Source organism: Pseudomonas sp. Marseille-Q5117, from assembly GCF_946901175.1.
Taxonomy (GTDB): Bacteria; Pseudomonadota; Gammaproteobacteria; order Pseudomonadales; family Pseudomonadaceae; genus Aquipseudomonas; species Aquipseudomonas iranensis.
Map to the genome: position 1 here is coordinate 95,225 of NZ_CAMPPP010000018.1, position 26,290 is coordinate 121,514.

The 26,290-nt window shown below is 60.6% G+C and carries 26 protein-coding genes and 1 riboswitch; of the genes, 7 read left to right on the top strand and 19 right to left on the bottom strand.

Features of this window, described 5'->3' with window-relative positions; genetic code table 11:
* Positions 1–26: 26 nt before the first annotated feature.
* Complete coding sequence (locus OC605_RS23750) at positions 27–1,127, top strand: polyamine ABC transporter substrate-binding protein (RefSeq protein WP_262139854.1); 1,101 nt, start codon at positions 27–29, stop codon at positions 1,125–1,127.
* A 124-nt stretch (positions 1,128–1,251) separates the two neighbouring features.
* Here OC605_RS23750 and OC605_RS23755 read toward each other — a convergent pair whose 3' ends face one another.
* The 3 genes from OC605_RS23755 to OC605_RS23765 form a co-directional block, all read right to left on the bottom strand.
* On the bottom strand, positions 1,252–2,226 hold the full coding sequence (locus tag OC605_RS23755; RefSeq protein WP_262139856.1) for a TerC family protein: 975 nt from the start codon (positions 2,224–2,226) through the stop codon (positions 1,252–1,254).
* A 261-nt stretch (positions 2,227–2,487) separates the two neighbouring features.
* The gene (locus tag OC605_RS23760; protein ID WP_186569586.1) at positions 2,488–2,955 is read right to left on the bottom strand and encodes a hypothetical protein; all 468 of its coding nucleotides are present in this window, start codon (positions 2,953–2,955) and stop codon (positions 2,488–2,490) included.
* A gap of 175 nt (positions 2,956–3,130) precedes the next feature.
* Positions 3,131–3,919, bottom strand: coding sequence for an AraC family transcriptional regulator (locus OC605_RS23765; RefSeq protein WP_262139858.1), 789 nt, complete (start codon positions 3,917–3,919; stop codon positions 3,131–3,133).
* A gap of 81 nt (positions 3,920–4,000) precedes the next feature.
* Here OC605_RS23765 and OC605_RS23770 point away from each other — a divergent pair, with 81 nt between their 5' ends.
* Positions 4,001–4,999 (top strand): bile acid:sodium symporter family protein, encoded by a 999-nt coding sequence (locus tag OC605_RS23770; RefSeq protein WP_262139860.1) that lies wholly within the window; start codon positions 4,001–4,003, stop codon positions 4,997–4,999.
* Between the two features lie 7 nt (positions 5,000–5,006).
* Here OC605_RS23770 and OC605_RS23775 read toward each other — a convergent pair whose 3' ends face one another.
* Positions 5,007–5,609, bottom strand: a complete 603-nt coding sequence (locus tag OC605_RS23775) for a LuxR C-terminal-related transcriptional regulator (RefSeq protein WP_262139862.1) — start codon at positions 5,607–5,609, stop codon at positions 5,007–5,009.
* Between the two features lie 113 nt (positions 5,610–5,722).
* Between OC605_RS23775 and OC605_RS23780 the strand changes: the two genes are divergently transcribed.
* On the top strand, positions 5,723–7,330 hold the full coding sequence (locus tag OC605_RS23780; RefSeq protein WP_262139864.1) for a hybrid sensor histidine kinase/response regulator: 1,608 nt from the start codon (positions 5,723–5,725) through the stop codon (positions 7,328–7,330).
* Between the two features lie 19 nt (positions 7,331–7,349).
* Here OC605_RS23780 and yecR read toward each other — a convergent pair whose 3' ends face one another.
* The 3 genes from yecR to OC605_RS23795 form a co-directional block, all read right to left on the bottom strand.
* Entirely contained in the window at positions 7,350–7,658 is a 309-nt protein-coding gene (gene yecR / locus OC605_RS23785; RefSeq protein ID WP_186569583.1) for a YecR family lipoprotein, read from the bottom strand.
* A gap of 200 nt (positions 7,659–7,858) precedes the next feature.
* Positions 7,859–9,031: a cystathionine gamma-synthase gene (locus OC605_RS23790; RefSeq protein ID WP_262139867.1), complete on the bottom strand. Its 1,173-nt coding sequence runs from the start codon at positions 9,029–9,031 to the stop codon at positions 7,859–7,861.
* The gene (locus OC605_RS23795; RefSeq protein ID WP_262139869.1) at positions 9,028–10,404 is read right to left on the bottom strand and encodes a pyridoxal-phosphate dependent enzyme; all 1,377 of its coding nucleotides are present in this window, start codon (positions 10,402–10,404) and stop codon (positions 9,028–9,030) included. Before OC605_RS23795 ends, OC605_RS23790 begins: the two co-directional genes overlap by 4 nt.
* A gap of 364 nt (positions 10,405–10,768) precedes the next feature.
* Between OC605_RS23795 and metE the strand changes: the two genes are divergently transcribed.
* Complete coding sequence (metE, locus tag OC605_RS23800; protein WP_262139871.1) at positions 10,769–13,057, top strand: 5-methyltetrahydropteroyltriglutamate--homocysteine S-methyltransferase; 2,289 nt, start codon at positions 10,769–10,771, stop codon at positions 13,055–13,057.
* 476 nt (positions 13,058–13,533) lie between these two features.
* Here the strand turns inward: metE and OC605_RS23805 are convergent, their stop codons facing one another.
* From OC605_RS23805 to OC605_RS23815, 3 genes are read right to left on the bottom strand one after another with little or no spacing between them, the layout of a single operon-like run.
* Complete coding sequence (locus OC605_RS23805; RefSeq protein WP_262139873.1) at positions 13,534–14,298, bottom strand: ABC transporter ATP-binding protein; 765 nt, start codon at positions 14,296–14,298, stop codon at positions 13,534–13,536.
* Positions 14,295–15,311, bottom strand: coding sequence for a FecCD family ABC transporter permease (locus tag OC605_RS23810; protein ID WP_073471135.1), 1,017 nt, complete (start codon positions 15,309–15,311; stop codon positions 14,295–14,297). The genes OC605_RS23805 and OC605_RS23810 overlap by 4 nt, the downstream gene beginning before the upstream one ends.
* Positions 15,308–16,321, bottom strand: a complete 1,014-nt coding sequence (locus tag OC605_RS23815) for an ABC transporter substrate-binding protein (RefSeq protein WP_016775023.1) — start codon at positions 16,319–16,321, stop codon at positions 15,308–15,310. The genes OC605_RS23810 and OC605_RS23815 overlap by 4 nt, the downstream gene beginning before the upstream one ends.
* Positions 16,322–16,459: 138 nt before the next feature.
* Positions 16,460–16,654, bottom strand: a riboswitch (cobalamin riboswitch).
* Between the two features lie 120 nt (positions 16,655–16,774).
* Between OC605_RS23815 and OC605_RS23820 the strand changes: the two genes are divergently transcribed.
* On the top strand, positions 16,775–17,002 hold the full coding sequence (locus OC605_RS23820; protein WP_262139874.1) for a ParD-like family protein: 228 nt from the start codon (positions 16,775–16,777) through the stop codon (positions 17,000–17,002).
* Complete coding sequence (map, locus tag OC605_RS23825) at positions 16,999–17,790, top strand: type I methionyl aminopeptidase (RefSeq protein ID WP_262139876.1); 792 nt, start codon at positions 16,999–17,001, stop codon at positions 17,788–17,790. Before OC605_RS23820 ends, map begins: the two co-directional genes overlap by 4 nt.
* Before the next feature lie 203 nt (positions 17,791–17,993).
* Here the strand turns inward: map and OC605_RS23830 are convergent, their stop codons facing one another.
* From OC605_RS23830 to ribBA, 5 genes are all read right to left on the bottom strand, one after another.
* Positions 17,994–19,148 (bottom strand): ABC transporter ATP-binding protein, encoded by a 1,155-nt coding sequence (locus OC605_RS23830; RefSeq protein WP_133336457.1) that lies wholly within the window; start codon positions 19,146–19,148, stop codon positions 17,994–17,996.
* 17 nt (positions 19,149–19,165) lie between these two features.
* On the bottom strand, positions 19,166–19,975 hold the full coding sequence (locus OC605_RS23835; RefSeq protein ID WP_262139879.1) for an ABC transporter permease: 810 nt from the start codon (positions 19,973–19,975) through the stop codon (positions 19,166–19,168).
* A gap of 6 nt (positions 19,976–19,981) precedes the next feature.
* A complete protein-coding gene (locus tag OC605_RS23840; RefSeq protein ID WP_262139937.1) occupies positions 19,982–20,890 on the bottom strand; it encodes an ABC transporter permease in 909 nt (302 codons plus the stop codon).
* Positions 20,887–21,912, bottom strand: a complete 1,026-nt coding sequence (locus OC605_RS23845) for an ABC transporter substrate-binding protein (protein ID WP_016775018.1) — start codon at positions 21,910–21,912, stop codon at positions 20,887–20,889. The genes OC605_RS23840 and OC605_RS23845 overlap by 4 nt, the downstream gene beginning before the upstream one ends.
* Positions 21,913–22,269: 357 nt before the next feature.
* Positions 22,270–23,379: a bifunctional 3,4-dihydroxy-2-butanone-4-phosphate synthase/GTP cyclohydrolase II gene (gene ribBA / locus OC605_RS23850; protein WP_016775017.1), complete on the bottom strand. Its 1,110-nt coding sequence runs from the start codon at positions 23,377–23,379 to the stop codon at positions 22,270–22,272.
* 69 nt (positions 23,380–23,448) lie between these two features.
* On the opposite strand from ribBA, the gene OC605_RS23855 reads away from it, so the two are divergent.
* On the top strand, positions 23,449–23,745 hold the full coding sequence (locus tag OC605_RS23855) for a DUF1330 domain-containing protein (RefSeq protein ID WP_262139882.1): 297 nt from the start codon (positions 23,449–23,451) through the stop codon (positions 23,743–23,745).
* Positions 23,746–23,883: 138 nt separating this feature from the next.
* Here the strand turns inward: OC605_RS23855 and OC605_RS23860 are convergent, their stop codons facing one another.
* From OC605_RS23860 to OC605_RS23875, 4 genes are all read right to left on the bottom strand, one after another.
* Complete coding sequence (locus OC605_RS23860) at positions 23,884–24,447, bottom strand: NUDIX hydrolase (protein WP_262139884.1); 564 nt, start codon at positions 24,445–24,447, stop codon at positions 23,884–23,886.
* 1 nt (position 24,448) lies between these two features.
* A complete protein-coding gene (locus tag OC605_RS23865) occupies positions 24,449–25,213 on the bottom strand; it encodes a GntR family transcriptional regulator (protein ID WP_016775014.1) in 765 nt (254 codons plus the stop codon).
* 57 nt (positions 25,214–25,270) lie between these two features.
* On the bottom strand, positions 25,271–25,660 hold the full coding sequence (locus OC605_RS23870) for a carboxymuconolactone decarboxylase family protein (protein ID WP_262139886.1): 390 nt from the start codon (positions 25,658–25,660) through the stop codon (positions 25,271–25,273).
* Positions 25,661–25,796: 136 nt separating this feature from the next.
* A complete protein-coding gene (locus OC605_RS23875; RefSeq protein WP_262139888.1) occupies positions 25,797–26,282 on the bottom strand; it encodes a flavin reductase family protein in 486 nt (161 codons plus the stop codon).
* Positions 26,283–26,290: the final 8 nt, after the last annotated feature.

The following is a 26,290-nucleotide window of genomic DNA, read 5'->3' on the forward strand; positions in this document are numbered from 1 at the left end:
CTCACGTCGCATTCGGGGAAACAACCATGGTCACGATCAAACGCATTCTGGGCGCCACCGTGTGTGGCCTGACGCTGCTGGTCAGCGCCGTCCAGGCCGAGCAGCGCGAACTGCGGGTGTACAACTGGGCGGATTACATCCTGCCGTCAGTGCCCAAGGACTTCGCCGAGCAAAGCAAGATCAAAGTGACCTGGGATACCTTCGACACCAATGAATCCCTGGAAGCCAAACTGCTCACCGGCAACTCCGGTTACGATCTGGTGGTGCCGTCCAACCAGTTCCTTGAAACTCAGATCAAGGCCGGGGTGTTCCAGAAACTCGACAAGTCGAAACTGCCGAACTGGCAGCACCAGGATCCGGCCCTGCTCAAATTGCTCGACGCCAACGACCCCGGCAACCAGTACGGCGTGCCGTACATGTACGGCACCGTGCTGATCGGCTTCAACCCGGCCAAGGTCAAGGCTGCCCTGGGCGACAACGCGCCGGTGGACAGTTGGGATCTGGTGTTCAAGCCCGAGAACATGGAAAAGCTCAAGGCCTGTGGCGTGGCGATGCTCGATTCGCCGTCGGAAATCCTGCCGCTGGCCCTGCACTACCTCGGCCTCGACCCGAACAGCCAGAACCCGGCCGACTATGAAAAGGCCAAGGCCTTGATGATGAAGATTCGTCCGTATGTGACCTATTTCAATTCGGCCAAATACATGACCGACATCGCCAACGGCGACATCTGCGTGGCGATCGGTTATTCCGGCAGCTTCTACCAGTTCGGTAATCGCGCAAAAGAGGCGGGCAACGGCGTGGTGGTCGACTGGCGTTTGCCGAAGGAGGGCGCGCCGATCTGGTTCGACACCTTCGCCATTCCGAAGAGCGCGAAGAACGTCGCCGAGGCCCACGAATTCCTCAACCACTTGCTCGATCCGAAAGTGATCGCGCCGATCAGTGATTTCCTCGGCTACCCGAACGCCAACAAGGACTCGATGCCGCTGGTCAACAAGGACATCACCGACAACCCCAACTTGACCCCGACCAGCGAAGCGCTGAAAACCCTGTATGTGGTGCAGCCGTTGCCGCAGAAAATGGAACGGGTGCGGACGCGGGTGTGGACCAGTATCAAATCCGATAAATAAGAGCACCGCACTTCAAATGTGGGAGCGAGCCCGCTCGCGAAAGCGGGGTGTCATTCAACTCCTATGTTGAATGATCCGGCGTATTCGCGAGCAGGCTCGCTCCCACAGGTGGGGGTGGGTTGTGTCATTCGGTGCGGCGTTCTGCCTCGCGGCTGGTCACCAGACTCAACAGCACCGACCCCAGAATCACCGAGCCGACAATTGCCAGCGACCATTCCACCGGCATGTGGAACCACGGCATCAGCACCATCTTGCCGCCGATGAACACCAACACGATCGCCAGCCCGTATTTGAGCAGGTGAAAGCGATCAGCCATGTCCGCCAGCAGGAAGTACAACGCGCGCAGGCCCATGATCGCGAAGATGTTCGAAGTGAAAACAATGAACGGGTCGGTGGTGACGGCGAAGATCGCTGGAATGCTGTCGACGGCGAACATCAGGTCGCTGGCCTCGATCAGCACCAGCACCAGGAACATCGGTGTTGCCCAGCGCACGCCGTTCTGCAGGATGAAAAACTTCTCGCCATGAAAGCCACTGGTGATGCGCATATGCCCGCGCACCCAACGCAATAACGGATTCTTTTCCAGATCCGGTTGATGATCAGCGAAGATCAGCATCTTGATCCCGGTGATGATCAGGAACACACCGAAGGCATACAGCAGCCATTCGAACTGCGACACCAGCCACACACCGGCAAAAATCATGATCGCGCGCATGACGATCGCGCCGAGCACGCCGTACAGCAGCACCCGCCGCTGCAATTCTGGTGGCACGGCGAAGTAGCTGAAGATCATTACGAAGACGAACATGTTGTCGATCGACAGCGACTGCTCGATCAGATAGCCGGTGAGAAACTCCAGGGTTTTCTGTCGGGCGATTTCACCGCCGAATTCACCGTGCAGATACCACCAGAGCAGCCCGGCAAAGCTCAGCGCCAACAAGCACCAGGCAACTACCCAGGCCGACGCTTCACGCACTGACACCCGATGCGCCTTGCGCCCACCGAAGACAAACAAGTCCAGGGCCAGCATGGCCAGAACGAAGACGATGAAGGCACCCCACATCCAGGGTTCGCCGATATTAATGTTTGTGGCAGGCATGGCACGCTCCCTGTCTCTTGTTTGATTTGAGTCAGACGGGACCATGCTAGCGACAGATTTATGGCAAAGAAAAATCGTTTGTTTCTGAGGGTTGGTTCGAGAAAAACGAAGTATTACAGGTGTTGCCTTGTCTGGGCGTTCGAGACTTGCAATGTAAAATCACGCCCAATTCTGCACTGCTTTGTCGTACTAGACTTGCCAAACACTGCGAAAGTACTGCTTTCAGTTTGGCAATAGATTGTAGTTGATGACTGGCTTTAGTCAGAGTTCTCCCGTTGCCGTTAAAGATAATTTACCGTTTTGTACTTTGTATAACGTACCGCCATGGGTGATTTCGAAATAAAATGTAGCCACAATCGAACTTCCGGACCGAGTGAGGTCTATCTTGCCCTGTTTTCCACCGAGAATCACTCCATCTGCGACGACGTTGGCGCTAACTTTGCCGTCTCCCCAATCTTCGATGTTGTAACTGCCGGTTTTGATGTTGCGTGGGAGGACAAATCCAATCTGATAAAACACGCCTTCAGCGTCACGTCGACCAACGACGCTAATGGTATCTTCCGACCAGGATTCATAGAAGTACTGATTGGGCTGGAATGTGGTGATTGGCGGAAACGCAGGGGAAAAAGTTGCTTTGTAATACTCTTCTTGCGTTATAGGTTTATGTTGGAGTGATAAAGGTTTACTGCTTTTGTCAATTCCAAGCTGAGTGAGTTTTAGATTGTTCACGATATAAACCTCAAGATAAATGTTTTGGGTGGAGCGCAATTTTAATCCGCTACGTCAACCGATAGGTTACACCTGCTTTGGTCTTATACAACTGTCAAGTCTGACAGTTGTTATTCCTTGCAAAATATGTTGACGGCTGATTGTAAAACTTGTGTAAGGCACTGATTGGGAGGGGTCAACCAAAGAATTCACCCGGTGTTTGCCCAAACTGCTGACGAAACGCGGCGATAAACGCCGAGGTCGAGTCGTATCCACAAGCCAGCGCAACATCGGTCACACGCTCGCCTTTTTCCAGCGGGGTCAGGGCGCCGAGCAGGCGCAGGCGCTGGCGCCAGGCGCGGAAGGTCAGGCCGGTGTCGCGCAAAAACAGGCGGGTCAGAGTCTTTTCGGTGATGCCGAATTTTTCGCTCCAGTGGCTCAGCGTGGTCTGCTGTTCAGGGTGTTGCTCCAGGCTCTGATAGATCTGCTTCAGGCGCGGGTCTTGCGGCAGCGGCAGCATCAAGTCGATGGTCGGCGCGTCGGCCAATTGATCAAGGATCACCTGGGCCAAGCGTCCGTCAGGGCCGCTTTCGTCGTATTCCACTGGCACCTGACTGAAGGCGCGGATCAACTCCCTGAGCAAATCGCTGACGCCGAGCACATGGCAATGCTCGGCGGCCCAACCGGTGACGCTGCTGTCGATGTACAGGCTGCGCATTTCCGTATGCGGTGCGCTGAACACCCGGTGCGGCACGCCGGCCGGAATCCACACCGCACGCTCCGGCGGCGCGACGAATCGGCCGGCGCTGGTCTGCACTTCGAGCACGCCCTGAATCGCGTAGGACAACTGCACCCACGGATGACTGTGGCGGCGGGTGAGGGCGCGATTGGGCAGCGATTCGGTGCGTCCATACATGGGGCGCGGCAGGCTGGGCAGTCCTGGAACACTGCGGCGAACGCTCTTGGCATGTCCTTTAGGCGGCATCTTGTGGCTCTTCGGCGTTAGTCGGTAATTGCCAGTCACGTTAGAGTCGTCGGCACGCACTGGCAACCCCGGATCAACATCATGACGCGCCCACGTTTTCTGCCCGATAACTTCACTCTCACCTTGATCGGCGTCGTCCTGCTGGCCAGCTTCGTGCCCGCCAGCGGCCAGGTCGCGGTCGGCTTCGGCTGGCTGACCAACATCGCCATCGCCCTGCTGTTTTTCCTGCACGGCGCCAAGCTGTCGCGCGAATCGATCATCGCCGGCGCCGGCCACTGGCGTCTGCATCTGCTGGTGTTCGGCCTGACCTTCGTACTGTTCCCGATCCTCGGTCTGGCGCTGAAACCGCTGTTGTCACCGCTGATCGGTGATCAGCTGTACATGGGCATGCTCTACCTCTGCGCATTACCGGCGACCGTGCAGTCGGCCATCGCGTTCACTTCGCTGGCGCGAGGCAATATTCCGGCGGCGATCTGCAGTGCGGCAGCGTCCAGCCTGTTCGGGATTTTCCTTACACCGCTGCTGGTGACGTTGCTGCTCAACGTCCACGGTGACGGCGGCTCGACGCTCGATGCCATCGTCAAGATCAGTGTGCAATTGCTCCTGCCATTCATTGCCGGGCAGATCGCCCGCCGCTGGATCGGCGCGTGGGTAGGGCGCAACAAGAACTGGCTGAAATTCGTCGATCAGGGCTCGATTCTGCTGGTGGTGTACGGCGCATTCGGCGAGGCGGTCAACGAAGGCATCTGGCAGCAGATTCCATTGTTCGAATTGTTTGGCCTGGTCGTGGTCTGCTGCATTCTGCTGACGTTGGTTCTGGTGGCATCAACTCTGTTGAGCAAAGCGTTCGGCTTCAATCAGGAAGACCGCATCACCATTCTGTTCTGCGGTTCGAAAAAGAGCCTGGCGACCGGCGTGCCGATGGCGCAGGTACTGTTTGCCGGCAGCACTATCGGCGTGCTGATCCTGCCGCTGATGCTGTTCCACCAGATTCAGCTGATGGTCTGCGCGGTGTTGGCGCAGCGCTATGCGAAACGACCGGAGTCGGTGCCGGAGCTGATGGCGCAGGTTGATCCGTAAAAGCGCTTCACAGCCCCGAATACTTGACCGCCGCTGCCGCCCGCGTCGGCACATCCAGCGTGCGCAGCAACGAAGACACATGGATGCGTACCGTGAACGGGGAGATATCCAGTTCACGGGCAATTTCCTTGTTGGTCTTGCCTTGCGCGATCAAACGCAGCACGTCCTGCTGACGCGGCGTCAGCGTCGTCGCGGTTTCCAGCGGCAACAAGCCGGACGGCGCCGACTTCACCAGTACTTCACCTTCACGGATCGCCAGAATCGCCTGGCCGATTTCATCCGGCGCAATGTTCTTGCCGATAAAACCGTCAATGCCCGCCGCCATGACTTCGCTGATCAGCGCCTGATCGTCGACCATCGACACCACGATCAACGTGGTGCGCGGTAATCGTTGGCGCAAGTCGGTGAGCTGAGTGATGCAGGTCAGCCCGGGAAAACGCAGATCGAGCATCAGTGTGTCCGGCTCGTTGTCCTGTGGCAGCAACTCAAGCACGGCGTCGAAGTCGCCGGCCTCGCAGATATTCGCTTCGGGCAGCAAGCGCTGCACGGTGCGCAGCATTGCCTCGCGAAAAAGCGGGTGATCGTCGGCTATGATGATCCGGCACGTCATGATGCGACCCTCCCTGGGTCAGGCGTGATTCAAGGCCTGCACCTTAGCACTGGACGCGAAGGTTGCCTGTAGGCTGCTTCCGAAACTGCAATCGCTGCACAAGGACGTTTCCCATGAAGTTCGAGAAAAACACCGAACTCGACCAGGCCAATCTGCGCATCATCATCGCCGCCATCGCGGTGGTTTACATGGTCGTACTGGTCTTTTTGCCGGGCCATCGCTTCGAGACCTACCTGCCGGTCATCACCTACATCAGCCTGTTCCTGCTGGCGTCGATCGTATTTCGCCAGGCCATTGCGCGTTGGCCGGGGCATTATCCAGCCCGGCGGATTTTTGCCATGGCCCACGATTACACCGGCACCTGTTTCGGGCTGGTGATCGGTGGCGAAGCGGCGCTGCCGCTGTACGCGGTGATGGTCTGGGTCAATCTCGGCAACGGCATGCGCTACGGCTCGCGCTATCTGGCGATTGCCACCGGGCTGGCGCTGGTGGCGCTGCTGGTGGTCTATCGCCTGACTCCGTATTGGCAGGCGCAACCGTTCATGGTGCTGATGCTGCTGATCACCAGCACGGTGATTCCGTTTTATGCGCACTTGCTGTTGGAGCGCACGCGCAAGGCCTCGGAAGAAGCGGTGGCGGCGAATCTGGAAAAGTCGCGGTTTCTGGCGCAGGCCAGTCATGACTTGCGTCAGCCGATTCACTCCATCGGACTGTTTACCGCGTGTCTGCGGGAGTCGCGCCTGGGTGATGAAGAGCGGCGGTTGGTCGACAACATCGACCGCTCACTGCTCAACGTCTCGCAATTGTTCCGCTCGATTCTCGACCTCTACACCCTCGATAACGGTCGCGTCGAAGCGAAAATGCAAACGCTCAACCTCGGTGAATGGCTCGCGGACATCGTCTGCCAACATCAGGAAGCGGCACGTTGGGCGGGGGTCGAGCTGCGGCTGCGACCGTGCAACTACTGGATCAGAACCGATCCGGCACTGTTGGCGACCATGGTGCAGAACGTGCTCTCCAACTGTTTCAAATACGGCGCGCAGCGGCCGGTGCTGATTGGCGTGCGTAAACGCGGGGCAGGGTTGGCCATCGTCATCTACGACCGCGGCAACGGCATTGCCGAAGACCATTTGCACAAGGTCTTCGAGGAGTTTTATCGCGTGCGGCAAGTGCGCGACAAAGACGTCGAAGGCGTGGGGCTGGGCCTGTCGATCATCAAGCGTCTGGGTGAACTGATCGGTGTGCAAGTGGCGCTGCGTTCACAGTTGGGGCGCGGCACGGCAGTGACCCTTGGCGGTTTGCCGATCGTAGCGGCACCGCAGTCGCTGGTTGTCCAGGGTGAAGCGCGGCAAGCGGGTTTGTTGACGGGGCTGAAGGTCTGCCTGGTGGAGGATGATCGCAACGTGCTGCTGGCAACTTCGGCGTTGCTTGAACGCTGGGGCTGCGTGGTGCAGGCCGAGTCGTCGGCTGAAGATCTGGTCACCGACTGCGACATCATCGTTGCCGACTATGACCTCGGCACCCATGCCACGGGTATCGAATGCATCGATGAAGTGCGCAGGCAGCGCGGCTGGGCCGTGCCGGCGATGATCATCACCGGGCACGACATCGAGAAGATTCAGGCTGCCTTGCACGACCGCCAGATTGCGATTCTGTCGAAGCCTGTGCGGCCGGCCGAGTTGCGCGCCACGTTGCGCGGGCTGCGTGATCGGCAGGTTTAGCGCCGTAATAATCGCGCTGTTATCGCTTGCAGAGGTAGTCCTGAGTAATGGTGGTTTGCAGGCAATTGAACTTGCCCATGGTGCGGCAGATGTTTTTTTCCGAGCCGGTGATCTCGGCAGTTTTATAGCCCCAGGTTTTGCAGCGTTGCGTTGCGATAGTCAGTCCCTGCTCGGCGTTAGTCTGGCCGCTTTCGAATTGGCCCAGTTCATAGGACACCTGGACGATGCCATCGGTTTTGCTGCCGCCGGTGGCTTCCCATTGTTTCGGCGTGGCGCAGCCAGTGAGAAAAAGCGCACTGAGGGTGAGTGTTGCGATCAGGGATTTCATGGTGTTTCTTCCTTGGTGTCGTTCTGAATTGCAGGCACAACGATCCCGCGCGCTGCGAAAGGGCAACGTCGGGAGCGTTCTGGAGTGCAAGGAATATAGCGCCGAGGGGGAGTAGGGTCGATTAGCACAAATGTGCTAGTGCAACGTCGGGCGACTCGAATGAGCCGCCCGATGTCGAGGGTTTTGCCGCCGGCGCGGTGTTAGATTTTCGCCAGTGCCTGAGCCAGATCGGCACGCAGGTCTTCAACATCCTCAACCCCGACCGACAACCGCACCAACCCGTCGCCAATCCCCAGCTTTGCGCGAATCTCCGGCGGAATGGTCGCATGCGTCATGATCGCCGGATGTTCGATCAGGCTCTCCACGCCACCCAGACTTTCCGCCAGTGCAAAGATCTGCACGTTCTCGAGAAAGCGTCGTGCGCTGTCCAGATCGCTGTTCAGATCAACAGAAATCATCCCGCCAAAACCACGCATCTGCCGCTTGGCCAGTTCATGCTGCGGGTGCGACTCAAGGCCGGGATAGTAGACACGCTTGACCTGCGGTTGCTGCTCCAGCCACTGCGCCAGATCCAGCGCGTTGCTGCAATGGCGTTCCATGCGCAGCGCCAAAGTCTTCACTCCGCGCAGAGTGAGGAACGCATCGAACGGCCCGGAAATTGCGCCGACGGCGTTTTGCAGGTAACCGAGTTTTTCCGCCAGTTCGGCGTTCTGCCCGACCACGGCAATGCCGCCGATCACGTCGGAGTGGCCGTTGAGGTATTTGGTGGTCGAGTGCAGGACGATGTCGAAACCCAGCTCCAGCGGGCGCTGAATGTATGGGCTGGCGAAGGTGTTGTCGGCCACGCAGATAATCCCGCGCGCGCGGCAGATGCGCGCGATCGCGGCCAGATCCGACAGGCTCAGCAGCGGGTTGGTCGGGGTTTCGACCATGACCATGCGTGTGTCGTCCTGCAGCGAGGCTTCGAACGCCGACAGATCGGTCAGGTCGACGAAGCTGAAACGGTGCCCGGCACTGCGCTGGCGGACCTTGTCGAACAGGCGGAAGGTGCCGCCGTACAAGTCATTGCCGGAGACGATGTGTGAGCCGGCGTCGAGCAGTTCCAATACCGTGGAAATCGCCGCGAGCCCCGAGGCGAAAGCGAAGGCGCGGGTGCCGCCTTCGAGGTCGGCGACGCAGCGCTCCAGGGCGAAGCGCGTCGGGTTGTGCGAGCGGCCGTAGTCGAACCCCTTGTGCACGCCGGGGCTGTCTTGCAGGTAAGTCGAGTTGGCATAGATCGGCGGCATCAGCGCGCCGGTGGTCGGGTCCGGTTCTTGCCCGGCGTGGATCACCCGGGTGGCGAAGCCTTGGGATTTATCGTCGTGCTGACTCATGCAAGGGATCTCCGTAATTGGTTGAGCATGTCGGTGCGGGTGATCAGGCCATGGAAGCCGGAGGCGTCGGCGATGATCGCGACGAGGCCACGGCTGAGCACCGCTTCCAGCTCGGCCAGGCTCGCAGCCGGGGCGAGGGTTTGCAGTTTGTCGGTCATCACACTCGACACCGACTGGCTGAAACGTGCGGCGTCTTCGTGGACGCCGAGGAGGATGTCGGACTCGTCGATCACTCCCACTAGTTGTTTGCCTTCGACCAGCACCGGCAGTTGCGAAACGTCCGCCAGACGCATGCGCTGGAAGGCCGTGAGCAGGGTGTCGTCCGGGCCGACGCTGATCACCCGGCCGTCCTCGAAACGCCGTGCGATCAAATCGCGCAGATCGCCGTAGCCCTTGCGCTGCAACAGGCCCTGATCGGTCATCCACTGGTCGTTGTAGACCTTCGACAGGTAGCGCGTGCCGGTGTCGCAGACGAAACTGACCACGCGTTTCGGCTCGGTCTGCTCGCGGCAATAACGCAGCGCGGCAGCGAACAGGGTGCCGGTCGATGAGCCGCCGAGAATGCCCTCGGCCTTGAGCAACTGGCGGGCATGATCGAAGCTTTCCGCGTCGCTGATCGAGTAGGCGTGGCGCACGCTGGACAGGTCAGTGATCGACGGAATGAAGTCTTCGCCGATACCCTCGACGGCCCACGAGCCGGGCGTCGGCAAGGTGCCGTCGCGGCTGTATTGCGCCATCACCGAGCCGACCGGATCGGCGAGGACCATTTCCAGATTCGGCTGCACGCGCTTGAAGAAGCGACTCAATCCGGTCAACGTGCCGGCCGATCCGACGCCGACGACAATGGCATCCAGATCATGTTCGGTCTGCGCCCAGATTTCCGGTGCGGTGCTGCATTCATGGGCCAGCGGGTTGGCGGGATTGTTGAATTGGTCGGCGAAAAACGCGCCGGGAATGTCCTTGGCCAAACGCGCGGCGACGTCCTGGTAATACTCGGGATGGCCCTTGCCGACATCGGAGCGGGTGATGTGCACTTCGGCGCCCATGGCCTTCAAGTGCAGGACTTTCTCGGTGGACATCTTGTCCGGCACCACCAGCACCACACGATAGCCTTTCGCTCGGCCGACCAGCGCCAGACCCAGACCGGTATTGCCGGCAGTGGCCTCGACAATCGTGCCGCCCGGTTGCAGGCGGCCGTCACGTTCCGCAGCGTCGATCATCGCCAGACCGATACGGTCCTTGATCGAGCCGCCGGGGTTCTGCGATTCAAGTTTGAGAAACAGCGTGCACGGTCCGGTATCGAAGCGGGTGACCTGAACCAGCGGAGTATTGCCTATCAGCCCAAGCACGGCAGGGCGTGATTCCTTCGACATTTCTTCACCTCTTTATGGTGTTGATCGCGTTCCAATCGCGGGGAAAAGACTCGCGTGCAACTTAGGCGCTGACAACCTCTCTCGCAACCTCTAATCCTTGGAAAATCCAGCCATTTGGATCTAACGATAGAACGAAAACTGGCATGTTGCCCTGAGGTGTCTGATCGTTCCCACGCTCCGCGTGGGACTGCAGCCGGGGACGCTCTGCGTCCCTACGGTCTGAAGATCGCAGCCTTCGGCAGCTCCTGCAGGGGCTTCTGTGCATGAGTAGAACTTGTGATGATCTGGAATTTATTGAGTTTGTTTCATTAAGTCCGGTTCCCGACAATACTCGCCATCGAATAAGCATCTGGAGTTGTTTATCATGGCACTGGCCCATTCCCTTGGATTTCCGCGCATCGGTCGCGACCGCGAACTGAAGAAAGCGCAAGAGGCGTTCTGGAAAGGAGAACTGAACGAGGCGGGCCTGCGTGACGTCGGGCGTGAGCTGCGCAAGGTCCATTGGGACTTGCAGAAAAACGCCGGCATCGACTTGCTGCCGGTCGGCGATTTCGCCTGGTACGACCAAGTGCTGAGCCACTCGCTGATGTTCGGCGTGATCCCCGAGCGCTTCCGCCCGCATGACGGCAAAGCCACGCTGCACACTTTGTTCAACATGGCCCGAGGCGTCAGTAATGCTTGCTGCGGCGAAGGTCACGCTCAGGAAATGACCAAATGGTTCGACACCAACTATCACTACCTCGTACCGGAATTCAGCGCCGATCAGCAATTCCAGCTGGGTTGGGAGCAGCTGTTTGAGGAAACCGAAGAGGCCCGCGCGCTGGGGCACAACGTCAAACCGGTGATCCTCGGCCCGCTGACCTATCTGTGGCTGGGCAAAACCAAAGGCGCCGACTTCGACAAGCTCGATTTGCTTGACCGCCTGCTGCCGCTGTACGGCCAGATCTTCGCGCGGCTGGCGGCATTGGGTGTGGAGTGGGTGCAGATCGACGAGCCGATTCTGGTGCTCGATCTGCCGCAGGACTGGAAGAATGCCTTCGAGCGCGCCTACAACCAGATCCAGCGCGATCCGCTGAAAAAACTGCTTGCCACTTACTTTGGGGGCCTGGAAGAAAACCTCGGTCTGGCGGCGAACCTGCCGGTCGACGGCCTGCACATCGATCTGGTGCGCGCGCCGGATCAATACCCGACCATTCTGGATCGTCTGCCGGCCTATAAAGTGCTGTCGCTGGGTGTGGTCAACGGCCGGAACGTCTGGCGCTGCGATCTGCAAAACGCGCTGGCGACGCTGCGTCATGCCCATGAACGTTTGGGTGATCGCTTGTGGGTGGCGCCGTCCTGCTCGTTGCTGCACAGCCCGGTCGATCTCGGCCGCGAAGACCAGCTCGATGCCGAACTGAAAAGCTGGCTGGCGTTTGCCGTGCAGAAGTGCGAAGAGGTCGCCGTGCTCGCCCGAGCGGTCAGCGAGCCGGAATCGCCGCAGGTATTGCGCGCCCTGGCGCAAAGCCGCTCGGTACAAACCAGCCGCGCCGCCTCGCCGCGTATTCACAAACCGGCCGTGCAAGCGCGGGTTGCGGCGATCACTGCCAAGGATGCACAACGCCAATCGCCGTTTGCCCAGCGTATTGCCAAACAGCGCGGCAAGCTTGACCTGCCGTTATTCCCGACCACCACCATTGGCTCGTTTCCGCAAACGGCGGCGATCCGTCTGGCGCGCCAGGCCTACAGGCAAGGCAAGCTCAGCGCGGCCGATTACACCGATGCGATGCACACGGAGATTCGCCACGCGGTGGAAATTCAAGAACGCCTCGGCCTGGATGTGCTGGTGCACGGTGAGGCAGAGCGCAACGACATGGTCGAATACTTCGCCGAACAGCTCGACGGCTATGCCTTCACCCGCTTTGGCTGGGTGCAGAGCTACGGTTCGCGCTGCGTCAAGCCAGCGGTGATCTTCGGTGACCTGAGCCGCCCGCAAGCGATGACGGTCGAGTGGATCTGCTACGCCCAGGGCCTCACCGACAAGGTCATGAAAGGCATGCTGACCGGCCCGGTGACCATGCTGATGTGGTCCTTCGCCCGCGAAGACGTCAGCCGCGAGGTGCAGGCTCGACAGCTGGCGCTGGCCATTCGTGACGAAGTGAATGATCTGGAAGCGGCAGGAATCAAAATCGTGCAGATCGACGAAGCGGCGTTCCGTGAAGGCTTGCCGTTACGCCGGGCGCAGTGGCCGGCGTATCTGGAATGGGCAAGCGCAGCGTTCCGCCTGTGCGCCTCCGGCGTGCGCGACGAAACGCAAATCCACACGCACATGTGCTACAGCGAATTCAACGATGTGATCGAGTCGATCGCGGCGATGGACGCCGATGTCATCACCATCGAAACCTCACGATCGGACATGGAACTGCTCGAAGCGTTTGAAGCGTTCGCCTACCCGAACGACATCGGTCCGGGCGTCTACGATATTCACTCGCCACGGATTCCCGATGTGTCGGAAATGATTGGCTTGCTTCGCAAGGCGGCGCAGCGTATTCCGGTTGCGCGGCTGTGGGTCAATCCGGATTGCGGTTTGAAGACCCGAGGCTGGCCAGAGACCGAAGCGGCGTTGGTGCACATGGTCAGCGCAGCGCGGCAACTGCGCAAAGAGTGGGCCTGACCCTTTACCGCCCTGGAATACATAACCTTTGTGGCAGCGAGCCTGCTCGCGAAAGCGGTGTGTCAGTCGACCTCAATGTTGGATGACCTGACGCCTTCGCGAGCAGGCTCGCTCCCACAGCATTCACATTCCCCCGACATTCACGGCAACACACAATCCCCTTGTGGGAGCGAGCCTGCTCGCGAAAGCGGTGTGTCAGTCGACACCATGTTGGATGACCTGACGCCTTCGCGAGCAGGCTCGCTCCCACAGCATTCACATTCCCACGACATTCACGGCAACACACAAAACCCTTGTGGGAGCGAGCCTGCTCGCGAAAGCGGTGTGTCAATCGACATCAATGTTGGATGACCTGACGCCTTCGCGAGCAGGCTAGCTCCCACAGAACTCGCGTTCTCCCCGTCATTCACGGCAACACACAATCCCCTTGTGGGAGCGAGCCTGCTCGCGAAAGCGGTGTGTCAGCTACACATGCATCAGGCAAGGAAGCGCAATATCGGCGCACCATCGAACGGGTCCGTCAGATAGTGCGCCCTGACCCCGAAAGTCGTCTGTAACCGCTCCGGCGTCAGCACGTGCAGCGGCTCGCCCAATGCCACCAGACGCCCGCGCTCCAGCACTGCCAAGCGATCGCATTTGAGCGCCTGATTGAGATCGTGCAAGGCGATCAACGTCGTCACCGGCAGTGCGCGCACCACTTGCAGAATGCTCAACTGATGCTGGATATCGAGGTGGTTGGCCGGCTCGTCGAGCAGCAGGATCTGCGGGCGCTGCGCCAGTGCGCGGGCGATGTGCACGCGTTGGCGTTCACCGCCGGAGAGGCTGCGCCAGAGGCGGTTGCGCAGGTGCACGGCGTCGACGTCAATCAGCGCTTGCTCGACGATGGCGTCATCGGCCGGCGACCACGGTTGCAGCGCTGACAACCACGGCGTGCGCCCCAGCGCCACCGCGTCGAACACGCGAATGCCATCGTCGGTATCGGCCTGTTGCTCAACCACCGCCAGCGTCTGCGCGATAGTGCGCCGGGACATCTTGCCCAGCGTCCGACCGTCGAGCTGCACCTGACCTGCGCTCGGTTCGCGCAGGCCGGCGAGCAGTTTCAGCAAAGTGGATTTCCCCGAACCGTTCGGCCCGACAATGCCCAGGGTCTCGCCGCGCTGAACGTCGAGGCTGACACCATTGAGCAACTCGGCACCGCGCACTTTGAAGCCCACACCCGCACAACTCAGAACCGTGTTCATCGCGCCGATCTCCGGCCCACCAGAATCAGCGCGAACACCGGTGCGCCGACCAGCGCAGTGATCACGCCGACCGGGATCACCTGACCCTTGATCAGGGTGCGCGACAGCACATCGGCGGCAATCAGAAACACCGCACCGCCCAGCGCACTGGCGGGCAACAGACGCGCATGCCCCGTGCCGAGCAACAACCGCGCGGCATGGGGGATCACCAGGCCGACAAAACCGATCGAGCCGACAATCGACACCATCACCGCCGTCACCAGCGCGGCGCAGCCGATCAACAGAATCTGCACGCGGCGCACGGCAATGCCGAGGGAGGCTGCTGAATCCGCGCCAAAGGTGAACGCATCCAAGGCTCGGCGATGCCACAGACAAACAACCAAGCCCAACACCGCCACCGGCACCGCCAGCCACACCGACGGCCAGCGTACGCCGCCGAGATTGCCCAGCAGCCAGAACATGATGCCGCGCGCTTGTTCGGAGCTGGCCGAGCGGGTGATCAGAAAAGCGGTGAGGGCGTTGAACAGTTGCGAGCCGGCAATCCCGGCCAGAATGATCTGCCCGGTGCCACTGGCCGAGCCGCTGACCCGTGCCAACAAAATCACCAGTACGAACGCGGTCACCGCGCCGGCAAAGGCACCGACCGACAATGAAATCGCCCCGGCGCCGACGCCAAGCAGGGCGACCATCACCGCGCCAGTCGAGGCGCCAGCAGAAATTCCCAGCAGATACGGATCGGCCAACGGATTGCGCAGCAGCGATTGCAGGATCACCCCGCACGTCGCCAGGCCGGCGCCGCAGGCCGCCGCGACCAGCGCGCGGGTCAGGCGATAGTTCCAGACGATGCCTTCGTCGATCGGGTCGAGCACATAACCGGCGCCCCACAGCTTGTTGGCCAGCACCTGCAACACTACGCTCGGCTCGATCGAAGTCTCGCCAATGGCCACGCCGCCAATCAGCGCGACCGACAGCGTCAACAGCACCAGCAGCAAACGGATCAGGCGTCTGCTCATGGCGACAGGTCGTAGCCGTTGATGGCGCTGGCCAGTTGTGCGAGGCCGTCGAAGGTGCGCAGGCTGGCCTGCATGGCCATGGCGTCAAGGATGATGATGCGGTTGTGCTTGACCGCGTCCATGTTGCGCGTCACCGGATCACTGCGCAGGAAGGCGAGTTTTTTCTGATAGTCGTCCGCCGGGAAACGTCGACGATCCATGCGCGCGATCACCAGAAATGTCGGGTTGGCCTTGGCGATGGTTTCCCAGCCGACGGTCGGCCATTCTTCATCCGACTCGACCACGTTGCGCACGCCGAGGGTGCTGAGCATGAAATCGGGAACGCCTTTGTGCCCGGCCACGAAAGGCTCGATGTCCATCTCGGCGCTGGAGAACCACACCAGGGCGCTGACGTCTTTGCGCTGCTGCTTTTTCGCGGTAGCGATCGATTGCGCGAGGCTGGCTTTGAGCTGCTCATTGAGCTGCTCGCCACGCGCCTGCACATCGAAAATCGCCGCCAGTTGGCTCACGCTTTTGTAGATGCTGTCGATGCGAAACGGCGCCAGCCGCGTGCCGTCCGAGCCGACGAGGTTGTCCTTGGCTTCGCAATCGGAGGGCAGCAGGTAGGTGGGAATCTTCAGTTCATGGAACTGCTCGCGAGTGCCGACCGCGCCTTGCGGACCGACCATCCATTCCAGCTCGACGGCAACCAGCTCCGGGCGTTTAGCGATCACCGCTTCGAAACTCGGCTCGTTGTCGGCGAGGCGCTCGATCCTGTCGTTCTGCGCTTTGTATGTGCCCAGCACGTCGTTGAACCACAGTGAGGTGCCGACGACCTTGTCGCCCAGACCCAAGGCGTAGAGCATTTCGGTGCCGGCCTGGCCGATGGTCACCGTGCGCGCGGGCGCGTGCTGAAAGGTCAGGCTGCTGCCGCAGTTTTCGACGGTCAGCGGATACGCAGTCGGCGCCGCTTGCGCCAGGGCGCAAAGGCTCAGAGCGGTGAGCAGGGTGGCAACGCGGGGCAGCAGCATGGGGCAGTCTCCAGGGGAACCGTACGGGAGCGGGCGGGTACGGTTGGAAACACACCTCGGGCGCAGTCGTGGAAACTGCGCAAGGCCGGCATAGTGAAAACAAGCACGGCACGATGTCCTTCCCGGACACCCCGCCGGTTAGTCAGTCACTGTGCCGGCAGGTCTCCTGACTGATGCGTCATCGCCACGCTCCGGCCTTCCCGGGATTCACCCAGTGGCAGTCGAGGAGCAGGCTCGGCACCTACAGTTGCGGGGGCAGTTCCGATCGATGCTGTGCAAGCATTTCGGATTCCCTATTAATTCCGTGTGGAAACCGGCGGCGGCATGGTAGTCGATTTGCGCGGTGGAGGGGGAGGCGAATCTGTGAGAGCGTCGATTTTGTCGTCGGCATTGCAATCTGTCATATGCCCTAGCTAATATACGATCCATATACACATCGTATAGGATTCATATATGGGCATCGTAAAGATTTCAGAGGACATGCACGAGAACCTGCGCGTCTCCAGCAACGCCCTCAGCCGCTCGATCAACGCGCAGGCCGAGCACTGGATGCGCATCGGCATGCTCGCCGAGCTGCATCCCAACCTCGACCACAGCGCCATTTGCCGCCTGCTGATCCGCGCCGAACAGAACGGCGGACTGGATCTGCAACAACTGACTCAGGAAGCCGTCAGCGCATGAGAAACCAGATCAAGATCAACACCCCGGCCGACATCGAAAAATCCCGCGCCGCCGGCAAACTCGCCGCCGAAGTACTGGCGATGCTGGTGCCGCATGTGAAGGCCGGGGTGACCACCGATGAGCTGGACCGGATGTGCAACGATTACATCGTCAATGTGCAGAAAGCCGTGCCGGCCAACGTCGGTTATCACGGCTTTCCGAAAACCGTCTGCGCGTCGGTCAACGACGTGGTGTGTCACGGGATTCCATCGGGTACGCCATTGAAGGATGGCGACATCGTCAATCTCGACATCGCCGTGATCAAAGATGGCTGGTTCGGTGATACCAGCCGCATGTACGTCGTGGGTGAGGCAACTCCTGAAGCGCAGCACCTGATCAAGACCACTTACGACGCGATGTGCGCGGGCATTCGCGCAGTGAAACCGGGCGCAACGCTCGGCGATATCGGTTACGCGATCCAGAGCCTGGCGGAGGCGGAGGGCTTCAGCGTGGTACGCGAATACTGCGGCCACGGCATCGGCAAGGTCTATCACGACGAACCGCAGATCCTGCATTACGGCTTTCCCAATCAAGGGCTGAAGCTCAAGGCCGGGATGATTTTCACCGTGGAACCGATGCTCAATGCCGGCAAACGCCATGTGAAGAACATGCCGGATGGCTGGACCGTATTGACCAAGGATGGCTCCTTGTCAGCGCAGTGGGAGCATATGGTCGCGGTGACGGAGAGCGGGTTTGAAGTGCTGACGGCTTGGCCGGATGAGATTGAAGGGTACCGGGCCATTGGCTGATACCGTGTGGCCTGCTTGCCCTCACCCTAGCCCTCTCCCAATGGGAGAGGGGACTGACCGAGGTGTTGTTGCGAGATACGCCGACGTGCGATACCGAGTCGAACTTACATTTTGCACAGCATGAAGATCGGCTCCCTTTCCCCCTCGCCCCCCGTGGGGGAGAGGGCTGGGGTGAGGGGGTAGATCCAACTGACTCAGCGCAATCAGTGAGCACCGGCAGCCTTGTTCAAATCGCTCTCGGTCCACTCGGTATAGACACAAGCATCCGCCGTCGCCCAGCGCACCCGTACCGGATCGCCGGCCTTGAGTGGCATTCCGGCTGCCGACAGGGCTTTCACCGTCATCGACGTCCCGCCCGCAGTCACCACGCTGCACGTCTGGCTTTCACCGAGAAACAGCACCTCCACAACATTCGCCGATACCTCATTCCAGCCCGCCGCCAGCGGCTCATCCAGCGCTTGTTGCACGCTCAGCGCCAAGGCCTTTTCCGGACGCACCATCAGCAGCACATCCTGATCGGTATGCAATCCCGCTGTCAGCCGAATCGACAATGACTGTCCCTCGAAACTCGCCGCTGCATTGCTCTGCGCCTTGAGCTTGAGGAAGTTCGAGTTGCCCAGAAACGACGCGACAAACGCATTCGGCGGATTCTGATAAAGGTCATACCCGCTGCCCAAGCCGACAATCTTGCCGTGGCTGAAAATCGCGATGCGTTGCGACAGCCGCATGGCTTCTTCCTGGTCGTGGGTCACGTAAACGATGGTGATGCCCAGGCGCCGGTGCAGTTGGCGCAGTTCATCCTGCAAGTCCTCGCGCAGTTTCTTGTCCAGCGCGCCCAGCGGTTCATCCATCAGCAGAATGCGCGGCTCGTAAACCAGCGCCCGGGCGATGGCGACACGTTGTTGCTGGCCGCCAGACAACTGCGAAGGGCGGCGATGGGCGAACTGTTCGAGCTGCACCAGCTTCAACATCGCATCGACGCGTTTTTCACGCTCGGCGGCAGCCAGTTTGCGAATCGCCAAAGGGAAGGCGATGTTGTCGCGCACCGACAGATGCGGGAACAGCGAGTAACGCTGAAAGACCATGCCGATGTCGCGCTTGTGCGGCGGCACGTTGACCAGCGACTGACCATTGACGAGGATCTCGCCGCTGCTCGGTGTTTCGAACCCGGCGAGCATCGACAGCGTGGTGCTTTTGCCCGAGCCGCTGGAGCCGAGGAAGGTGAGGAATTCGCCGTCCTTGATGTCCAGCGAGATATTGTCGACGGCAGCAAAATCGCCGTAGTGCTTGTTCAGGTTGCGCAGGCTGACCAGGGGTTTGTCGCTCTGCTGGGATGCGTCTTTGATCACGGCACTCATGTCGTACTCCTGGGCGCTCAGGCGCTGATTTCGTTGCGCCGGCGCAGGGCGGCGGCGATCACCATGACCAATACCGACAGGCCGATCAGCAGCGTCGAAGCGACGGCGATCACTGGCGTCAGGTCCTGGCGCAGGGTGGTCCACATTTTCACGGGAAGGGTTTGCAGAGTAGGGCTTGCCATCATCACGCTGAGCACCACTTCGTCCCATGAAACGAGGAAGGCGAAGAGGGCGCCGGCGACCATGCCCGGGCGGATCGCCGGAAACGTCACCTTGAACACCGCTTGCAGGCGCGAGGCACCGCAGATCACCGCCGCGTCTTCAATCGACTGATCGAACAGCTTCAGCGAGTTGATGATCGAGATGATGGTGAACGGCAGCGCGACGATCACGTGGCTGACGACGAAAGCGAACGTGGGCCCGGTGTAGCCGGGCTTGAGAAACAGCGCGTACACCGCCACGGCAATGATCACCAGCGGCACGATCATCGGCAGGGTGAACAGGCCGTAGAGCATCTCGCGGCCGGGGAAGCGCCCGCGCACCAGCGCAAACGCGGTCGGCAGACCGAGGGCAACGGCGCAGATCGTGGTCAGCACGGCCACCTTGAGGCTGGCGGCAGCGGCGTTCATCCAGTCGGGATTGGAGAAGAACTGGCCGTACCATTTCAGCGTCCAGCCCGGTGGCGGGAACACCAGCCACTGCGAGGAGCCGAACGACAGCAGCACGATGAACACGATCGGCAACAGCAGGAACAGACCGATCAGCCCAGTCGTGGCGTAGAGGCCGAAACGCATGCGCCGGCTCATGGCATTGGGGGTCAGGAGCATGTCGGCTTACCTCGCATTACTGGCGCCAACCGGGGATTCCGGTTGAAGCTTCAGGTAGAAGTAGAACAGCACCAGGGTGATTGCGATCAGCAACGCGGCGCCGGCACTGGCCAGGCCCCAGTTGAGGAACGATTGCACCTGCTGAATGATGAACTCCGGCAGCATCATGTTCTGCGCCCCGCCCAGCAAAGCGGGGGTGACGTAGTAACCGAGCGACATCACGAACACCATCAAACCGCCGGACGCCAGACCCGGCCGGCACAGCGGCAGGAACACCCGGAAGAAGTTGGTCCACGGACTGGCACCGCAGATCGAGCCGGCCTGCAGGATCATCGGGTCGATGGCCTGCATGGTCGCCTGCAACGGCAGCACGATGAACGGGATCATGATGTAGCTCATGCCGATCACCACGCCCGTCAGGTTGTGCACCATCTCCAGCGGTTGATCGATGATGCCCAGCGCCATCAGCGCCTTGTTGATCACGCCCGAGGCTTGCAGCAACACCAGCCACGAATAGGTGCGGGCGAGCAGGCTGGTCCACATCGACAGCAGCACGATGTTGAGGATCCAGCGCCCCCAGCCACGCGGCACCAGAGTGATCGCCCAAGCCAGTGGAAAGCCCAGCAGCAGGCTGAACAGCGTCACCAGCCCGGCCACCGAAAAGGTGTTGAGCAGCACCCGCGCATAGGCCGAGTTGGCGAACAGTTGTTCGTAGTTGCCAAGGCCAGGTACAGGTTCCAGCACACCGCGCAGCAGCAGGCCAATCAACGGCGCCAGAAAGAACAGGCCGAGGAACAGCAGCGCCGGGACGAGGTTGCCGGCACCGCGCCAGCGTTGCTTGAAAGCCGAACCGGCAGCGCCGGCGGCGCTCCCGGTGGCAGTGGAAGGACGGGCCGCAGTGGCCGCGATTTTCATTTGACCAGCCATTCGTTCCACCGTGTCGCGATAGCCGGACCGTTCTTGGCCCAGTAAGCGAAATCAAGGGTGATCTGATCCTTGGCGTAAGCCGTCGGCAGGTTGGGGGCCAGCGTCGAATCCAGACGCTCCACACTGTCGAGGTTGACCGGCGCGTAGGCGGTCAGGTTGGAGAAGTCGGCCTGGCCTTTGGCACTGCTCGCATTGGCGAGGAACTTCATCGCCGCATCTTTGTTTTTCGAGCCTTTTGGAATGACCAGAATGTCGGCCATGACCAGGTTCTGTTTCCAGCTCACGCCGACCGGCGCGCCATCTTCCTGCAAGGCGTGCACACGGCCATTCCAGAACTGGCCCATGCTCGCTTCGCCGGACGCCAGCAGTTGCTGCGACTGCGCGCCGCCGCCCCACCAGACGATGTCTTTCTTGATGGTGTCGAGTTTCTTGAAGGCGCGATCCAGATCCAGCGGGTAGAGCTTGTCAGCTGCAACGCCGTCGGCCAGCAGCGCCAGTTCGAGCACGCCGGGGCTTGGCCATTTGTACAGGGCGCGTTTGCCCGGGTAGGTCTTGGTGTCGAACAGCGCGCTCCAGTCCTGCGGCTTGTTGGCGCCGAGCTTGCCTTCGTTGTAGCCGAGGACAAAGGAGAAGAAGAACGAGCCGACGCCGTGATCGCTGACGAAGCGCGGGTCGATCCTGTCGCGCTGGATCACTTTGAAGTCGAGGGGTTCGAGCAGGCCTTCGGCAGCGGCGCGCAAGGCGAAATCGGCTTCAACATCGACCACGTCCCACTGCACGTTGCCGCTTTCGACCATGGCCTTGAGTTTGCCGTAGTCGGTGGGACCGTCCTGAACGACGGTGATGCCGCTGGCCTTGCTGAACGGATCGGCCCAGGCCTGTTTCTGCGCATCCTGGGTGCTACCGCCCCAGCTGACAAAATTCACGCTTTCGGCAGCCATTGCAGCCTGGCCGGTAACGCTGAGCAGTCCCGCGAAAAAGATCGCGGTTGCAGCTTTGTTCAACACCATGTTCACGCCCTCATTGTTGTGTTTTTGAGCGGGCCTTGCGTTGTTGCCCGCCTGTCGGGAGCAGTAGCTGGACGCTTTTTCAGGTCGTCCGGTCTATGGAATATCATATTATGGTATTCCAGACTTTGTGCAAGCACTTTGCCTTACCGGTTATCTGGCGGATCTGTCTTTCCGGCCTTCATCCAGATGTGTAGCGAATGAAACTGTGGCGAGGGGATTTATCCCCGTTGGGCTGCGGAGCAGCCCTGAAAGCGGGACATGCGATATTTCTGGCGGATCGCGTTGGCAGGAATCGGGGCCGCTTCGCAGCCCGACGGGGATAAATCCCCTCGCCACAGGGGAGCATCGATAACAGGGTTATTCGGTGAACGGAATGCTCTCAACCACCTCAAGGTCATACCCGGTCAACCCCGCATACTTCAGCGGTGGGCCAAGGTGGCGCAGCTTGCCAACCCCCAGATTCTGCAGAATCTGCGCCCCAGTCCCGACCTCGGAATAGATCCGCGACTGCGAACGGCTGAACTGCCGTGGCGGCTGGGTCAGCTGCGGCACGCGCTCGAGCAACGCCTGCGACGATTCATGGTTGGCCAGCACCACCACAACCCCGTGACCTTCCGCCGCGACCCGTTGCAGCGCCGCCCATAGCGTCCAGTTCGTCGGCCCGCTGTACTCGGCGCCGACCAGGTCGCGCAGCGGATCGATCACATGCACGCGCACCAGCGTCGGCTCTTCACGGCGCAAGTCGCCCATGACCATCGCCATGTGCACACCGCCTTCGATGCGATCCTCGAAAGTGATCAAACGGAACGTGCCATGCACCGTCGGCAGCTCACGTTCGCCGATGCGTTCGATGGTGTGCTCGGTGCTCAGGCGGTAGTGGATGAGGTCGGCGATGGTGCCGATCTTGATTCCGTGCTTGCGCGCGAACTGCTCCAGATCCGGACGGCGCGCCATGGTGCCGTCGTCGTTCATGACTTCGACAATCACCGAGGCCGGGGTGAAACCGGCCAGACGCGCCAGATCGCAACCGGCCTCGGTGTGCCCGGCACGGGTCAGCACGCCACCTTCCTTGGCGCGCAGCGGGAAGATGTGGCCGGGCTGCACCAGGTCTTCGGCGCGGGCATTCGGCGCGACGGCGGCGGCGACTGTGCAGGCGCGATCTGCGGCGGAAATGCCGGTAGTCACGCCGACCGCCGCTTCGATCGACACGGTAAATGCAGTGCTGAACACGCTGCCATTGGCGGGTACCATTTGCTCCAGGCCCAAGCGCTGACAATGTTCGTCGGTCAGGGTCAGGCAGATCAGCCCGCGTGCCTCGCGGGCCATGAAGCTGATAGCCTCCGGTGTGCAACGATCAGCGGCCAGCAGCAGGTCGCCTTCGTTCTCGCGGTCTTCGTCATCGACCAGCAGGACCATTTTGCCGAGGCGATAATCTTCGATGATTTCTTCGATGCTGTTGAAGGCCATGCTGGACTCTCAGGGTTCGTTGGAAATATATTGGTATACCATAATACAAAAATCAACAAAGAGGTCACTATGAAGGCGTACTGGATTGCACATGTGGATATAGCCGATACCGAGCACTACAGCCAATACACCCAGCGCACCCCGCAGGCGATTGCCGCATTCGGCGGCAAGTTTGTCGCCAGAGGCGGGCGCAGCGAAGCGATGGAAGGACGGCAGACGCCACAGCGCACGGTGATCATCGAGTTTGAAAACTACGAAACAGCCGTGGCGTGCTACCGCTCGGCGGCGTATCAGGAGGCGAAAAGTTATCGCGAGGACTGGGCGAGGGCGGAGATCATCATCGTTGAAGGCATCACCCCAATTTAAGCCACACTGATGATCGTTCCCACGCTCCGCGTGGGAATGCAGCCCGGGACGCTCTGCGTCCCATCCAGAGCCGAACGCGGAGCGTCCGTAGAGGCATTCCCACGCGGAGCGTGGGAACGATCAGGGGACTGGTGATTTTTAGCGCATGAAATGGATCTTGCCGCTGTCATCATTACCCATGTAAATCCCGTAAACCCCCGCCTGGCGCTCTTCGATATAGCGCTCGAGAATCTGCCGGATCGCCGGGTAATAGATCTGCTCCCACGGAATCTCTTCCGGGGCGAAGAACTTGTAATCCATGGTCTCCGGCCCGTACTGCCCGGTGATCTCCAGGGCGATGGCGCGGAAGATGATGTACACCTCGCTGATCTTCGGCACGCTGAAGATCGAATACGGCGAGACGATTTCCGCGTGCACGCCGCTTTCTTCCCAGACTTCGCGCAGCGCCGCCTGTTCGGTGGTCTCACCGCTTTCCATGAAACCGGCCGGCAGGGTCCAGGTGCCGGGGCGCGGGGGAATCGCCCGTTGGCACAAGAGGTATTTGCCGTCCTGCTCGATGATGCAGCCGGCAATGATCTTCGGATTGACGTAGTGGATATAGCCGCAGCCGCGGCACATCAGGCGCTCGTGCGTATCACCCGGCGGCGTCTGCTGACCGAGGTCAGGGCCACCGCATTTCGGGCAAAAGCTCGGGCTGAACATGTCATTGACCTATGCGGGGTTCTTTCAGCGCGATCGGCAGGGTGATCGCCGGGGTGCCTTTGACGGCGACGCCGGTTTCTTCCTGCTTGCGCTTGAGGTAGTCGAGGGCCACGGCAGCCGCCGCGCGGACGTGATCGACACAGGCCTGATGCGCCGCCAGCGGATCGCCGCTCTTGATCGCCTCGACCATTTTTTCCATCTCGTGATTACTCGCGCCGCGTCGGTTTTCCTGGGAGACCGAGGTCGCGCGCAGATAGCTGATGCGCGCCTGCAACTGGCGCAATTGGGTGGCTGCGACATGGTTGCCCGAGCCTTCGAGCAGCACGTCGTAGAAGCCCTGCACTGAGTCGATCACCTGTTGCAGCTCGCCGTCCTTCAACGCCTTGCGGTTGTCATCGAGGGCTTTTTCCAGGGCTTTGATGTCCTTGGCCTTGGCGCGCAGGGTGAACAGCTGGACGATCAGGCCTTCGAGTACGCAACGCAATTCGTAGATATCGACGGCGTCGTCGAGGGTGATGATGGCTACGCGCGGGCCTTTGGCGTCGGCGAATTCCACCAGGCCTTCGGATTCAAGGTGACGCAAGGCTTCGCGCACCGAGGTGCGGCTGACACCGAGGCGATCGCAGAGGTCGCGTTCGACCAGGCGATCACCTGGCATGAGCTGGAAATTCATGATCGCGCTACGCAGTTTGTCCAGCACGATTTCGCGCAGGGTAACGGGGTTGCGATTGACCTTGAAGCTGTCGTCGAGTGGCTGGCGTTTCATGGGGTCCGCTCTTGAGCTTGGCTGTCCATGCCAGACGGGCATCAAAACAGCCGAGGGTTAACTGGAGGCCTCGGCGTCGGCTTCGGCAAAGGCTTCACGGGCCAGCCGGAAACTGTCCACGGCCGCCGGAACGCCGCAATAAATGCCGACCTGAAGCAGAATTTCGCGTATTTGCTCACGACTCAGGCCGTTACGCAAGGCGCCACGCACATGCAGCTTGAGTTCATGCGGGCGGTTGAGCGCCGAGATCATCGCCAGGTTGATCATGCTGCGCTCCTTGAGCGACAGACCCTCACGCCCCCAGACATTGCCCCAGCAGTATTCAGTGACCATTTCCTGCAGCGGACGGGTGAAGTCGTCGGCGTTCTCGATCGAGCGCTGAACATAGGCTTCGCCCAATACCTGCGTACGGATCTGCAGCCCTTTTTCGTACTTATCGTTACTCATCATTCCTCCAATCCACAGGTGTTCCCTGTGGGAGCGAGCCTGCTCGCGAAGGCGTCGTGTCAGTCGATGCAAATGTTGAATGATCGACCGCTTTCGCGAGCAGGCTCGCTCCCACATTGGCAATCGTGTCTGCCTGTCAGGCCAGGGGCGGCAACGCACCCAACTTGCCCTTGTGATAAATCATCGGCGTCACCGGTTGCTCGGGCAGGATCAGGTTCTTCACTGCGCCGACAATGATCGCGTGATCGCCGCCGTCGTATTCACGCCACAACTCGCACTCGATGATCGCCGTGGCCTTGGCCAGAATCGGGTTGCCCAGATCGCTCAAATGCCACTCGATGCCCTTGGCCTTTTCCTTGCCCTTGCCGGCGAACGCGTAGGCTTCGGCGGTCTGCTCGGCGGAGAGCAAATGGATGGCGAATTTTTTGCTGTCGCGCAGCACCGGGTAGGTGTCGGACGCGTAGTTGGGGCAGAACAACACCAGCGCCGGGTCGATCGACAGCGCGCTGAACGCGCTGGCGGTGATGCCGACAATGCCGCCTTCCGGGTCGAGGGTGGTGACCACCGTAACGCCGGACGGAAACGAGCTCATGACGTCTTTGTAAATGCCGGGTTCGATCATTTCGCAGG